Here is a 12,612-nt window from a genome sequence, read left to right on the forward strand (position 1 = left end):
CTAACGGTCGCTCAGGAAATACGCGGTGACCTCCAGCGCGGTCTCGATGACCACGTAGTCGGGGGTCTGCCAGCTCTGCGCCTCTTCGTCGACCTGCTGCTGTACGGATTCGGTCATGTGCCGTACCTGCCTTCCGAGGGGGGAACCTGTGGTGCAGCATCGCCAGCATCTGCCAGCCGGGTCAATGGGTCGGCGGCAAAGTGATCCGATCTCTAGTTGGCTGAAAATGCGAACCCCAAGGTCGGCTGCTGTCGGGTCTGTTGGCAAATATGCTGTTGAGATGGTAATGGCAAAGGGATTCGTCAGGTGAAGGTATGAACCTTTGGCTTTAACCGTCCTTGGCCCTCGACCACATACCTCCTACCTTCCGGAGGGCTCTCCCCGACACCCCCACAGCGAGGAGTTCGCCCATGCGCGCATTCCGAACCATCGCAACGGCCGCTGCCGTGGCCGCCCTCACCACCGGTCTCCTCGGCGCCGACAGCGGCACCGCCTCGGTCCCGTCGGCCATCCGAACCGTCTCGTCCGGCTGGACCGTTCCCTGGGGCCTGAGCTGGCTGCCCGACGGGTCGGCGCTCGTCACCGAACGGGACTCCTTCAAGCTCTTCAAGCTCACCCGGGCGGGCACGAGGACCGAGATCGGCAAGGTGCCCAATGCCGTGACCACCAGCGGCGAGGGCGGTCTCCTCGGCGTCGCGGTCTCACCGAACTGGAACAGCGACCACTACGTCTACCTCATGCACTCGGCGGCCTCCGACAACCGCATCGTCCGGATGACGTACGACGGCACCTCGCTCGGCGGCTACACGGTCCTCGTCACCGGCATCGCCAAGAGCAAGTACCACAACGGCGGTCGCATCAAGTTCGGCCCGGACGGCCACCTCTACGCCACCACGGGCGACGCGCAGAACAGCAGCCTCGCCCAGGACCGGAACTCCCTCAACGGGAAGATCCTGCGGATGACGAAGGACGGCAAGCCCGCACCCGGCAACCCGTTCGGCACACTCGTCCTCTCCCTCGGCCACCGCAACCCCCAGGGCATCACCTGGGACGCCCAAGGCAGGCTCTGGGAAGCCGAGTTCGGCAACAGCCAGTACGACGAGCTCAATCTGATCGAGTCCGGCAAGAACTACGGCTGGCCGGTCTGCGAGGGCACCTGCTCCACCGCCGGCATGACCAGCCCCAAGCGGCAGTGGACCGTCAGCGAGGCCTCCCCGAGCGCGGTCGCGTACGCCGACGGAGCCCTGTACATGGCGGCACTGCGCGGCGAGAGGCTGTGGCGCATCCCGGTCAGCGGCACCAGCGCCGGCACCCCCACCGCGTACTACACCACCCAGTACGGCCGACTGCGCACGGTGGAGAAGCTCCCCGGCAAGAACAGCCTGTGGCTGGCCACCACCAACGCCGACAACAACGGAGGCGAGCCGGACGGCGCGGACAAGGTGTTCCAGGTCGATCTGCAGTAGGACGCCGGCCGGCCGTAACCGGGTGGTGCAGTAGGCGGCGGGTCCCCCGAATGGCTCGCCGATGCGACAGGCGTCGGGGCTGGGCCTTCACTGGAGAGCATGTCCCGCCTCGACCAGGCGCGCGCCCGGCGCCTTCGCTCCGCTGTGGGCCTGGGCCTGATCGCGGCCCTGGCCGGCGGCGGCTGCACGGGCCCCGCCGACACCTCCTCCGCCGCCATCCATAAGGTGGCCGCCCCGACGTCGCCGCTGCCCACCGTCCCGCCGGCCCAGCCGCCGCCGCGCCTCACACGGGCCAAGGTCGACGCAGCGGTGGACCGGCTCGACGGAGTGGTACGGGACGCCATGCGCAGGACCGGTGTGCCGGGGGTCGCCGTCGGTGTCGTCCATGACGACGAGGTGCTGTATCTGAAGGGCTTCGGCGAACGGAAGGCGGGCGCGGAGGGCAAGGTCGGACCCGACACCGTCTTCCAGCTCGCCTCGGTCTCCAAGCCGGTCGCCTCGACGGTGGTCGCCGCGGCCGTGGGCGAGAAGACCGTCGGCTGGGACGACCCGGTCGTCGAGCACAGTCCCGGCTTCGCCCTCAAGGACCCCTGGGTCACCCGCCATGTCACGCTCGCCGACCTGTTCTCGCACCGCAGCGGGCTGCCCGACCACTCCGGGGACCTCCTGGAGGACCTCGGCTACGACCGCTCGTACATCCTGGGGCATCTGCGGTACGAGCCGCTGGCTCCGTTCCGCGCCAGTTACGCGTACACCAACTTCGGGCTGACCGAAGCCGCGGTCGCCGTCGCGCGGGCGGCGGGCACCAGCTGGGAGAACCTGTCCGCCGACAAGCTGTACCGGCCGCTGGGCATGGACTCCACCAGCTCCTCCTTCGCCGACTACGAGAAAGCCGGGAACAAGGCCGTCACCCATGTGAAGCAGGGCGACACCTGGCAGGCCGAGTTCGTACGGGACGCCGACGCCCAGAGCCCGGCGGGCGGGGCCAGCTCCACCGTCCGGGACATGACGAAGTGGCTGCGCCTGCAACTCGGCAACGGCGAGTTCGAGGGGCGGCAGGTCGTCGACGCCGACGCGCTGGACGAGACGCACCTCCCGCACATCGTCTCCGAGCCGCCGCACGCGCCGGCGGGCAGGACCGGGTTCTACGGGCTCGGCTGGAACGTCGGCTACGACGACCAGGGCAGGCTGAAACTCGGCCACTCCGGCGCCTTCGCGCTGGGCGCGGCCACCAGTGTCACGCTGCTGCCCTCGGAGAACCTCGGCATCGTCGTCCTCACCAACGGCGCGCCCATCGGCGTACCGGAGGCGATCGTCAGTACCTTCCTCGACACCGCGCAGACGGGCGGGCCCACGGTCGACTGGCTGACGTTCATCGGCCCGCTCATCCAACAGGCGGCGGCGGGCGACCGCTCCGAGACCGACTACACCAAGCCTCCGGCACCGCGCGCACCGGCCAGGGCGGACGGCGCCTACACCGGAACGTACGCCAACGACTTCTACGGCCCGATGACCGTGAGCGCCCAGGGCGACGACCTCGTCATGCAACTGGGGCCGAAGAAACAGCGGTTCACCCTGCGGCACTACGACGGCGACACCTTCAGCTACCGCACCACGGGCGAGAACGCCGTCGGGCTGTCCGGCGTGACCTTCGGCGTCGGGTCCGACGGACGCGCCGACAAGGTCCGGGTCGAGAACCTCGACACGACCGGCCTCGGCACCTTCACCAAAAAATGAGCCCCAGCCCGCCGGGCGGTCTCCCCTTTACCCCCGGCGGCTACCTTGTCCGCCATGACGCGCACCCCACAAAGCGACGACCAGTCCCCCCGCCCCCTCACCGGCAAGGTCGTCGTCATCACCGGCGCCGCCCGAGGCCAGGGCGCCGCAGAGGCCCAAGCCCTTACGCAGGCCGGAGCCACGGTCATCGCAACCGACGTACGCCCGGACGGAGTTGGAGACTGCCGGAAGCTCGACGTCTCCAGCGAGGCCGACTGGGCCGCCCTCGCCGCCGAACTCCGTGACACCTACGGCGACATCCACGGCCTCGTCAACAACGCCGGCGTCATTCAGCGGGACCGCCTCGGCGACGTACGTCCGGACGACTTCGCGTACGTCCAGTCGGTGAACACCGTCGGGCCGCTGCTCGGCATCCAGTACCTCGCGCCGCTGATGCCGCCGGGCTCGTCCATAGTGAACGTCGGGTCGTCCGCCGCGCTCACCGCGTACTACCCCGTGGCGTACACCGCGAGCAAGTGGGCCCTGCGCGGGGTTTCGAAGATCGCGGCGACCGAGTTGGGGCCGCGAGGCATCCGCGTCAACACCGTGCACCCGGGCTACATCGAGACCGAGATGACCGCGACCGCCACCCCCGCCTTCCGGGAGGCGATGTTCCGCGAGACGCCGCTCGGGCGCAGCGGCACGGTCGACGACATCGCGCCCCTCGTCGTCTTCCTGCTCTCCGACGCGTCGTCGTTCATCAGTGGAGCGGAGATCCCCGTGGACGGAGGCCTCACCGCGCACGGCGGGGTCAAGTCCGTCTCGGACGCGATGAGGCCGGACGCGCCGGACCAGTCGTAGTCGACGCCGACCCGACGCCGACCCGACGCTCCGTCAGGCGTGCGATAGGTTCGTCCGCCATGACCGGACTCGGAACCGTCGCCTGGCCACCTGCCCCGATAAAGACCGAACGGCTCGTGCTCCGCGAGTCCGAGGCCCGGGACCGTACGGCGTTCATCGAACTGCACGCCTCGCCGGAGGTGCACACCTACCTCGGCGGTCCCCGGTCGCGTGACGAGCTCGAACGCGAGATGCCCGAGGTGCCCGAGCAGTGGCCCGGGAGCTTCGTCGTCGATCTCGACGGAGCGATGATCGGCCAGATCCTGCTCAGGAGAGCGACGGAGCACCGCCGCCCGGCAGCCGCCGGGAAGGCCGATCTCGGCTACCTCTTCCTGCCGTCCGCGTGGGGATTCGGGTACGCGGCCGAGGCGTGCGCGGCGGCACTCGGCTGGCTCGCCGGCGCGCTTCCCGGCGAGCCGGTGGTGCTCACCACCCAGACCGCCAACGTCAGCTCGATGCGTCTCGCGGCGAAGCTGGGGTTCACCGAGGTGGAGCGGTTCGAGGCGTGGGACGCCGAGCAGTGGCTCGGCATGCGGTCCCCGGTCACGCCGTCGGGCTGAGCCGCCATTACGCCGTCCCACCGATGTCCCGTCAGACCGGCACAAACACGAGGTCACCATACGTCCCAGTGTCCCGGCGTCCCACCGGGCGCCGATTCCTTGCCGGGCGCCGAAGCCTCCTGCCAGCGTCGCCATCGTTCGCGTCGCCGGACTGGAACTGGAAGGGGAACACCACCGTGAAACGACTACGCCGTATCTGTCTCGCCCTGGCCCTCACAACGGGCCTGTCGCTCACCACCGCCGGCGTCTCGACGGCGGCACCCGAGGCCGCGGCCGCCTGCCCGGGTCTTCCTGGTCGGTCCGTCGGATTTTCTGTACTACATCCCCAACGAGACCGTCTACTTCAAGCTGTGGCGGACCGGGGACGGCATCGCCACCATCAACCGGTCGGCCTGCAACAAGACCGAGTACGCGCTGACCAATGGCCACATCCGTAGGTGGCCCGGCGGCGGGGCCAACGTCTACACCTGGAGGGCGGACGGGGTGCTTCCCCACAGGGGAGGGAAGCACCCCGTCAGACCGACCTACAGCCGCCCGTGACACCCCTCATAAGCCGCCCCCGACCCACACCAGCAAACCGCTCCCCGCTGAGGAGGCCACCCCACAGCCTTCCCCCGGGCCGCCAGCGTCGTCGCGTACTGCGGCAGCAGTTCCGCCTCCCCCGGAGACGCCCCCTCCGAGGCCGCGAAGGCCTCGTACGACGGCACCGTCCCCGTGACGATCCCCAGGTTCGCCGTGCCGGAGGCAGCTAGCTCCCTCAGCGAGGCCTCTATCGTCGCGAGGTGCTCCTCGTGCGAGGGGTACTCGTCCGCCAGGGCCGGGTACGCCTCCACCAGCTCCGCCAGTTCGTCCGCCGGCCAGTGCAGTACCGCCACCGGGAACGGGCGGGACAGCGCCTCCCGGAACGCGCCCAGTTCCGCCCGTAGCCGGGAGATCTCCGCCTCCAGCTCCGCCGGGTTGTCCGAGCCGAGGGACCAGACCCGCTTCGGGTCGTGCAGCTCGTCCAGCGACACCGACGACGAGTGCAGCGTGTCCGCCAGGGTGTCCCACTCGTCGTGGGGCACGCCCAGCATCCGGCGTACGCGGTGGCGGCCGTACAACAACGGATGCGTCGAGTACGGGGGTTCCTGCGCGTCCGAGACCAGCAGACGGGCCGCTTCCGTGAACGTCTCCTGCGCCGCCTCCAGCTCGTCGTGCGATTCCAGGGACTCCGCGACGATCACCCAGGGCGCCGGGTCGCGCGGGGCCTCGGCGCGGACGCCGTCGATGATCGCCCGGGCCTCCGCCTCGTGGCCGTACTCCCACAGGTTCGAGGCCTTCAGGGCCCGGACGAGATGGGGGTTCTCCAGGGAGCCGGAGCCGGAACCGGAGTCGGAGTCGGAGGATTGGAGCAGACGGTCGTACAGGGCCGTCGCGGCGGGGCGGTCGCCGGCCAGTTCCAAGTGGGCCGAGGCCTGCAGGAGCAGGTGTTCGGCGTCCTCGGGATAGAGGCCGGCGGTCCGCTCCAGGCGGGCCGCTTCGGCGACGTGGTCGACGTTTTCCGCAGGCGTGTCGGGGCGCATGAGATCACCGTACTGCCGACGACCGACAAAGAAGAGGGGCGGCCGAGGAGCGGTCACCGTGCGGGGAGGTGCCGGGAACGGCGCCTCCCCTCAGCAGTGGCTCAGCGCTCGCCGCTACGCCCGGCCCTCAGATCGTCACCCCGTCCACCTGCAACGTCTGCACCGCCCCCGCCGCGAACGGCACCGCCACCGTCTTTCCGCTCAGATACGTGTCCGAGCGGGCCGTGTAGAGGTCGCCGCCGCCTCCCGTCACCGTGTTCCAGCGCGGGACCAGCCCGCCCGAACCGCCCGTCACCGTCGTGAAGTTGGACAGGTTGAAGGTGAAGGTCTGGGCCGAGGTGGACGTGTTCACGGCCACTATCACCAGGCGCTTCGCGCTCGCGTCGTACGCCGCCACCGCGTAGCTGACCCCCGTGTCGAGGATCGTCATGCCCGGGCGGATGTGCCGGCTGAACTGGGCCATCACATAGTGCTTCGTCTGGACCGTGGTCGGCTGGAGCGTGCTCGGGTTGTAGGCGATCATCGCCCAGCCCGCCGTCGGGTCCATGACCTGCCAGTAGACCCAGGCCGTGGGGTGCAGCCAGCGGAAGTCGTAGCAGAGGTTCGACGCCAGGGTCAGCCCGGTGCCGTCGCTGTCGCCCGTCTCCGAGTTCCACAGCTTCTTGCCGGACGTCGTCACCACGTCCGTGTAGAGGAGGTCCCGGCGGCCACCTGACCCCTGGTAGCCGTGCACGTTCACCTGGTTCACCAGGGCCTTCGTCGACGAGCCGAAGGCCGCCCAGGTCGAGCGGGCCACGTCGTAGTTCGTCTCGTCCGAGGCCGAGATCCTGACCCCCGTCAGGCCCCGGGCGTCCAACTCGCTTCTCATGTACGGGAGTACGGCCGCCTGCACCGCCGCGTCCATGTGGCAGCCCTCCTGCGTACCGGTGGCCGTCCACCAGCTCGCCGAGGGCTCGTTGAACGGGTCCACCGTCGCGAAGTTCACGCCCCAGTTGTTCTTCGCGTACAGCGCCACGGCCGCCAGATGCGAGGCGTGCTGGCGGTAGTTCCAGGTCTGGAGGTTGTTGCCGCCGCCCGAGGCGCCCGACGGGTTGTGGTTCGAACACATCCACCACATCGGAGAGTTAGCGAACAGCTCGGTCGTCGCCCCGCGCGCCACCGCCTTCGTCAGCGCCGCCCGCTGCGTCGCGTCCGCCGACCAGTCCCAGGCCGAGGACGTCGGGTCCTCGTTGTTCCAGTCCTGCCAGTAGCCCTCGATCTGCTTGTACGCCGGGATGTTGGCCGACGCCACCATGCTCTCGCCGTTGACACTGTTCCAGCTGCACGCGCCGAGGTTGTAGCGGGCGATGTTCAGGCCCAGGCCGGGCAGCGAAGTCCCGTTGTACGTCACCGACTTGGTGGTGAAGAAGAGGTCCGCGAAGTCGTCCCGGGCGCCGAACACATTCGCCCACCAGGCGAGCGAGGTGCCCCACCCCTCCCAAGTCCCGTACGTCGTACCGGGGGTGACCGCGATGGTGGCGTCGGCTCGCGCGGTGCCCGTGGCCAGGGCACTGCCGAGGACCGTGCCCCCTGCCGCGGCCAGCAGGGATCTGCGTCGGATCATGGCTTCTCCGTCCGGATACTGACTTGTCCCGTTCATGCCATCAGGAAGCATCAGGCGTGGTGGGCGAGGTTGTCGAGAGTTGTGACACCCCTTTCTAAAACCACTGGACAAAGGGGGCTCACGGGGAGCGGACGGACAGGCCTGGCTACTTGGCGGGGTCTGCCCTATCGTGCGGGCCGGCGTCCCCATCGTCGCGAAGGAGGCGTACGCATGTGGGCTCGGGCTCGTCGTCGCGTGATGTGGACCTGCGGCGAACTCCTCGTCACCCTCGGTACCGTCCTCGCGCTGCTCGTCGTCCACCAGCTGTGGTGGACCAACCATCAGGCCGAGCGGGGAGCCCAGCGGGAGGTGCGGGCACTGGAGAGGGAGTGGGAGGAACCCGGCCTCCCGAAGAGCGGCTCCGGATCCAGTTCCGGCTCCGGGTCCCTCGACTCCGCACAGCAGTCGCCCGACTCCTCCAGCGCCGCCGAGTCGTCCGGCCCCGCCCGCGCCACCAACTCCCGTTCCTCCACCCATAGTTGGTCCCAGGCGTACGCCATCCTCAGCATCCCCCGCCTCGGCCTCCGCGTCCCCGTCGCCGAAGGCGTCAGCAAGTCGCGCGTCCTCAACAGGGGTTACGCCGGCCACTACCCCGGCACCCAACAGCCGGGCCAGGCAGGGAACTTCGCCCTCGCCGGGCACCGCAACACCCACGGCGAGCCCTTCCGGTACATCAACCGCCTGCGGCGCGGCGACGCCGTCCAGGTCGAGACGGTCGACGCGGTCTACTCGTACACCGTCGACCGCACGCTCCCCCAGACCTCCGCCCGGGACGACGGCGTGATCAGTCCCGTACCCCGCTCCACCGTCAGGCCGGCCTACGGCTACCGCACCCCCGGCTACTACCTCACCCTCACCACCTGCACCCCTGAGTACACGTCCCGCCACCGTCTGGTCGTGTGGGGCAGGCTCACATCGATGCGCCCCCGCTGAGTCAGAGGCTTCCTGTATAACGAACAGAACGAACAGCAGGACAAACGACTGTGCGAGAAGCGACTGTGTGAGAGGAGGGCGTGGACATGATCCGGAGCTGCAATCCGGTCGTCCGGTTGAACCCGCGTGCCGCCGCCGCGCTCTTCCTGCTCCTCGTCGAGGTCGTGCTGCTCGACTCCGGCAGCCTCTCCGCCGCCGTCGCCCTCGCCGCGACCGCCGCGGCCGGGTCCGCGTTCGCCGCCTGTTCGCTCATCGCCTCGCGCTGTGCGCCCGCCGTACCGCCCACCCGGGTCCGTACGGCCATCCGCGACCGGGCCCGCCGTACCGCCTTCCTGCCGCAACGGGACCCCGACGCCCGTGGCCGCACCCGCCCCCGCGCCCCGGGACTCGCCCTCCCGACGGCCGCCGCGTAGGGCACAGCAGCACCGACAGCCGGCATCCCCAGCTGACATCCCCGCGCGGGCCGTCATGCCGATCTCCGTACGCCGCATCCGCGCATCCACGGAATCCCCGGTACGACGAGACCCCCGGAGGGCTCACCTCACCATGTCCGCGTTCCTGTCCGCTTTCGCCAGCCTGGTCGGCCACCTCGCCGACCTCCTCCAGCCCCTCTTCCACACCTCCTCGGCCGCCGCCGCGATCGTCCTGTTCACCGCGTTCGTACGACTCCTCGTGCACCCCCTGTCCCGTGCGGCGGCGCGCGGACAGCGGGCGCGAGCCGCGCTGCAGCCGAAGGTCGCCGAACTGCGCAAACGGCACGCGAAGGACCCCAAGAAGCTCCAGCAGGCCGTCATGGCACTGCACGCCGAGGAGAAGGTCTCGCCGCTGTCGGGATGCTTCCCGAGCCTGTTCCAGCTGCCCGCGTTCTTCCTGCTCTACCACCTGTTCTCCAACCCGGAGATCGGCGGCGAGGCCAACGGACTCCTCACCCACCGGCTCTTCGCCGCACCCCTCGGCGACCGGTGGGCCGACGCGCTAGGCGGCGACGGGATCTTCGGGGCCGCCGGGCTCGTCTACGTCGGACTGTTCGCCCTTGTCGCCGCCGTCGCCACCTTCAACTACCGGCGTATGAAGCGCGTGATGGCCGTCAACCCGGTGTCGGTGGACGCCGGTGGTGGCGAGGCGGTGCCCGGGCTCGCCTCCGCCACCAAGTTCATGCCGTTCATGTCCTTCTTCACACTCTTCTCCGTGGCCGTGATGCCGCTGGCCGCCGCGCTGTACATGGTGACCAGTACGACGTGGAGCGCCGTCGAGCGGGCGGTGCTGTACCGCTGGCAGCTGGCGCCGCGGGCCGGCGCGCAGTCCAGTACGTGAACCGGGTATTGCGGACCGCACGCCGACCTTGGAGGATCGACCAGTCCTCCGATGACTGGTGACCGAGGGAGAGAGCGACATGAAGCTGCTGCGAGTCGGTACGGCGGGTGCGGAGCGGCCCGCGCTGCTCGACGCCGAGGGAACCCTGCGGGACCTCTCGGGGGTCGTCCCGGACATCGACGGGCCGCTGCTCGCCGACGACGCGGCGCTCGGCCGGATCCGGGCCGCCGCCGACGCCGGTGAGCTGCCCGCGCTGGACGCCACCGGGCTGCGGATCGGGCCGCCGCTGACCGGCATCGGCAAGGTCGTGTGCATCGGGCTCAACTACCACGACCACGCCCGCGAGACCGGCGCCGAGCCGCCCGCCGAGCCGGTGATCTTCTTCAAGGCGGCGGACACGGTCGTCGGGCCGTACGACACGGTGCTCGTGCCGCGCGCCTCGACGAAGACCGACTGGGAGGTCGAGCTGGCGGTTGTCATCGGACGTACGGCCCGCTACCTCGGCTCGCACGAGGAGGCGCTCGCGCATGTCGCCGGGTACGCGGTCGCGCACGACGTGTCCGAGCGGGAGTTCCAGCTGGAGCGGGGCGGGACGTGGGACAAGGGGAAGAACTGCGAGACGTTCAACCCGCTGGGGCCGTGGCTTGTCACCTCGGACGAGGTGGGGGATCCGCAGGGGTTGGCTCTGCGGTTGTGGGTGAACGGGGAGTTGAAGCAGGACGGGACGACTGCGGAGCAGATTTTCGGCGTTGCCGAAGTTGTGCGGTATGTCAGTCAGTTCATGACCTTGTATCCGGGGGATGTGATCAATACGGGGACGCCGGCGGGGGTTGCGTTGGGGGCGCCCGAGCCTAAGCCGTTCCTGCGGGCTGGGGATGTGGTGGAGCTGGAGATCGAGGGGCTCGGGCGTCAGCGGCAGGAGTTCAAGGACGCGTGAGGGTTCCTGTGGGTTGGTTGTCGGCCGCGCGCCGGTGGGGGCTGATCGCGCAGTTCCCCGCGCCCCTAAAAGGTGCCTGCCGCGCCGCCGTTGAGATGATCAGGTCCTTCAGCCGGCTGACGTACAACCGCATGTTCTTCTCTGCGATGTCCGTGTCGGGGTAGCGGGCCGCGAACTGGAGGCCCTCGTGGAGGCGGGTGGTCCAGGCGCAGACCTGGTCGCCGTAGGACACCCGGATCAGGCCGTACGCGTTGAGGTTCTGCCAGTGTTCCGAGCCCGGTACGGCACGTGTGTCCACGAAGGAGACGATCGAGTACAGGTCCGGTGAGGTGGGCCGGAAGTCGGAGCCCAGGAGCTTCAGTACGCGGGCGATGGGCATCCTCGACAGGGGCCGTTTCGCCCGCAGTGCGGTGCGGACCAGGTCAAGGGCGCCGTCGAAGTCCGACACCTGGCCCACCGGGATCTCGATCGGCGCGCCGCCCACGTACCAGCCCACCGAGTCCGACCACTCCGACCTGGCCCGGGTGTGGAAGGGCACGACCGTGCGGTAGACCTGTACGCCGCTGATCTCGCGCACGATGAGCGCGGTGGCCGCGAGGATGCCGATCATGCTGCCGCCGTACGGACGGCAGTACGCCTCGAAGGCCGCCGCGTCCGCGTCGTCCGTGAGCCACTCCTGCATCAACTTCTGGGTGGGCAGCGGCCCTTCGGGGTCGAGGCCGAGGTCGACGGGGAAGTTGGGCAGCTTGCCGTCGCAGCGGGCGATGAACTTCCGCCAGTCGGCGACGATCGCGTGCGTCTCGTCGATCCCGTCGGCGTGTGTACGTTCGGTCGCGCAGAAGTCGACGTAACTGGCGACCGGCGCCGAGTCCACCGTCCTGCCGTCGAGGCCGGCCGTGTAGAGCTGGTGGATCTCGGCGGGGATGCGACAGATCGAGTACGAGTCGACGTTGGTGTGGTCGAACGCCATGTAGACGCTGGTGCTGTCGTCCCTGACGACCGCGCTGTAGATGAAGTTCGGCCAGGTCAGCGCGTCCGCCGCGATGTCGAACCGGTCCTGCAGATAGCGCGGGAGTGCCGCCCCGTCCTGGAAGTCGCCGACATCCTCGCGGTGCAGGACGACGGCCTCGGGGGAGAGGGTGAAGCGCCGCAGCTCGTCGGGGCCGTCCGCCCAGCGGAAGCCGCTGCGCAGGGTCTCGTGGCGCAGCGTCCAGGCCCGCAACGCGCCCTGGAGGACGTCGAGATCGACCCGCCCGGGGATGTCGAAGGCCGTGCCGAGCCAGGTCGGTACGAACAGGCCGTCCTCGCGCACCGATCGTGCGGTCCGGACGTGGGCCTCCTGTACGTACGCGGGTGGGCGGGCATCCTCGGGCAGCCCGGCCACGGTCTCGACGGTCGTCGGATGCAGGGTCCAGGTCACGAGCCGTCCGGGCCGGATCTCGCAACGCTGGATATCGGTGATTCGCACGGGACTTCTCCGTTCGCATGCGTGTCCCCGGGCTCCTGGCTCTCGCCCGATGACACGTGCAGACCAACGACCGGAGACATCCGGAGGAAACGCCACCGCTTCAGGGTTGGGCAG

General features: G+C 69.6%; 12 protein-coding genes. 8 read left to right on the forward strand and 4 right to left on the reverse strand.

All coding sequences use genetic code 11. From position 1 onward, the window contains the following. Positions 1–117, reverse strand: coding sequence for a pyrroloquinoline quinone precursor peptide PqqA (gene pqqA / locus LUX31_RS29690; RefSeq protein WP_235478372.1), 117 nt, complete (start codon positions 115–117; stop codon positions 1–3). A 293-nt stretch (positions 118–410) separates the two neighbouring features. Here pqqA and LUX31_RS29695 point away from each other — a divergent pair, with 293 nt between their 5' ends. The 4 genes from LUX31_RS29695 to LUX31_RS29710 all read left to right on the forward strand — a co-directional run bounded on the left by LUX31_RS29695 (position 411) and on the right by LUX31_RS29710 (position 4,642). Next, positions 411–1,466, forward strand: a complete 1,056-nt coding sequence (locus tag LUX31_RS29695; protein ID WP_235478373.1) for a PQQ-dependent sugar dehydrogenase — start codon at positions 411–413, stop codon at positions 1,464–1,466. Between the two features lie 99 nt (positions 1,467–1,565). Then, positions 1,566–3,203: a serine hydrolase gene (locus LUX31_RS29700; RefSeq protein ID WP_235478374.1), complete on the forward strand. Its 1,638-nt coding sequence runs from the start codon at positions 1,566–1,568 to the stop codon at positions 3,201–3,203. Between the two features lie 54 nt (positions 3,204–3,257). Next, positions 3,258–4,043 carry an SDR family NAD(P)-dependent oxidoreductase gene (locus LUX31_RS29705; protein ID WP_235478375.1) on the forward strand — a complete coding sequence of 262 codons (786 nt, stop codon included), beginning with the start codon at positions 3,258–3,260 and terminating at the stop codon, positions 4,041–4,043. Between the two features lie 59 nt (positions 4,044–4,102). Beyond that, the gene (locus LUX31_RS29710) at positions 4,103–4,642 is read left to right on the forward strand and encodes a GNAT family N-acetyltransferase (protein WP_235478376.1); all 540 of its coding nucleotides are present in this window, start codon (positions 4,103–4,105) and stop codon (positions 4,640–4,642) included. A 524-nt stretch (positions 4,643–5,166) separates the two neighbouring features. Here LUX31_RS29710 and LUX31_RS29715 read toward each other — a convergent pair. Together LUX31_RS29715 and LUX31_RS29720 are read right to left on the reverse strand one after the other, a co-directional pair. Next, positions 5,167–6,204 carry an SEC-C domain-containing protein gene (locus LUX31_RS29715; RefSeq protein WP_235478377.1) on the reverse strand — a complete coding sequence of 346 codons (1,038 nt, stop codon included), beginning with the start codon at positions 6,202–6,204 and terminating at the stop codon, positions 5,167–5,169. A 127-nt stretch (positions 6,205–6,331) separates the two neighbouring features. Next, positions 6,332–7,807 (reverse strand): beta-1,6-galactanase, encoded by a 1,476-nt coding sequence (locus LUX31_RS29720; RefSeq protein ID WP_235478378.1) that lies wholly within the window; start codon positions 7,805–7,807, stop codon positions 6,332–6,334. A 210-nt stretch (positions 7,808–8,017) separates the two neighbouring features. Between LUX31_RS29720 and LUX31_RS29725 the strand changes: the two genes are divergently transcribed. From LUX31_RS29725 to LUX31_RS29740, 4 genes are all read left to right on the forward strand, one after another. Continuing rightward, a complete protein-coding gene (locus LUX31_RS29725) occupies positions 8,018–8,779 on the forward strand; it encodes a class E sortase (RefSeq protein WP_235478379.1) in 762 nt (253 codons plus the stop codon). An 86-nt stretch (positions 8,780–8,865) separates the two neighbouring features. After that, positions 8,866–9,192, forward strand: coding sequence for a DUF6412 domain-containing protein (locus tag LUX31_RS29730; protein WP_235478380.1), 327 nt, complete (start codon positions 8,866–8,868; stop codon positions 9,190–9,192). A 145-nt stretch (positions 9,193–9,337) separates the two neighbouring features. Further along, positions 9,338–10,093, forward strand: a complete 756-nt coding sequence (locus LUX31_RS29735) for a YidC/Oxa1 family membrane protein insertase (RefSeq protein WP_235480107.1) — start codon at positions 9,338–9,340, stop codon at positions 10,091–10,093. Between the two features lie 79 nt (positions 10,094–10,172). Further along, positions 10,173–11,030: a fumarylacetoacetate hydrolase family protein gene (locus LUX31_RS29740; RefSeq protein ID WP_235478381.1), complete on the forward strand. Its 858-nt coding sequence runs from the start codon at positions 10,173–10,175 to the stop codon at positions 11,028–11,030. On the opposite strand, the gene LUX31_RS29745 is transcribed toward LUX31_RS29740, so the two are convergent. Continuing rightward, positions 11,017–12,498, reverse strand: a complete 1,482-nt coding sequence (locus tag LUX31_RS29745) for a condensation domain-containing protein (RefSeq protein ID WP_235478382.1) — start codon at positions 12,496–12,498, stop codon at positions 11,017–11,019. The two genes, LUX31_RS29740 and LUX31_RS29745, sit on opposite strands and share 14 nt — an antisense overlap. Positions 12,499–12,612: the final 114 nt, after the last annotated feature.

Source organism: Streptomyces sp. GQFP (assembly GCF_021545335.1).
Classification (GTDB): domain Bacteria; phylum Actinomycetota; class Actinomycetes; order Streptomycetales; family Streptomycetaceae; genus Streptomyces.

Coding starts and splice junctions, on each gene's coding strand:
- pqqA (WP_235478372.1), bottom strand. CDS start 117: ATGACCGAATCCGTACAGCAGCAGGTCGACGAAGAGGCGCAGAGCTGG.
- LUX31_RS29695 (WP_235478373.1), top strand. CDS start 411: ATGCGCGCATTCCGAACCATCGCAACGGCCGCTGCCGTGGCCGCCCTC.
- LUX31_RS29700 (WP_235478374.1), top strand. CDS start 1,566: ATGTCCCGCCTCGACCAGGCGCGCGCCCGGCGCCTTCGCTCCGCTGTG.
- LUX31_RS29705 (WP_235478375.1), top strand. CDS start 3,258: ATGACGCGCACCCCACAAAGCGACGACCAGTCCCCCCGCCCCCTCACC.
- LUX31_RS29710 (WP_235478376.1), top strand. CDS start 4,103: ATGACCGGACTCGGAACCGTCGCCTGGCCACCTGCCCCGATAAAGACC.
- LUX31_RS29715 (WP_235478377.1), bottom strand. CDS start 6,204: ATGCGCCCCGACACGCCTGCGGAAAACGTCGACCACGTCGCCGAAGCG.
- LUX31_RS29720 (WP_235478378.1), bottom strand. CDS start 7,807: ATGATCCGACGCAGATCCCTGCTGGCCGCGGCAGGGGGCACGGTCCTC.
- LUX31_RS29725 (WP_235478379.1), top strand. CDS start 8,018: ATGTGGGCTCGGGCTCGTCGTCGCGTGATGTGGACCTGCGGCGAACTC.
- LUX31_RS29730 (WP_235478380.1), top strand. CDS start 8,866: ATGATCCGGAGCTGCAATCCGGTCGTCCGGTTGAACCCGCGTGCCGCC.
- LUX31_RS29740 (WP_235478381.1), top strand. CDS start 10,173: ATGAAGCTGCTGCGAGTCGGTACGGCGGGTGCGGAGCGGCCCGCGCTG.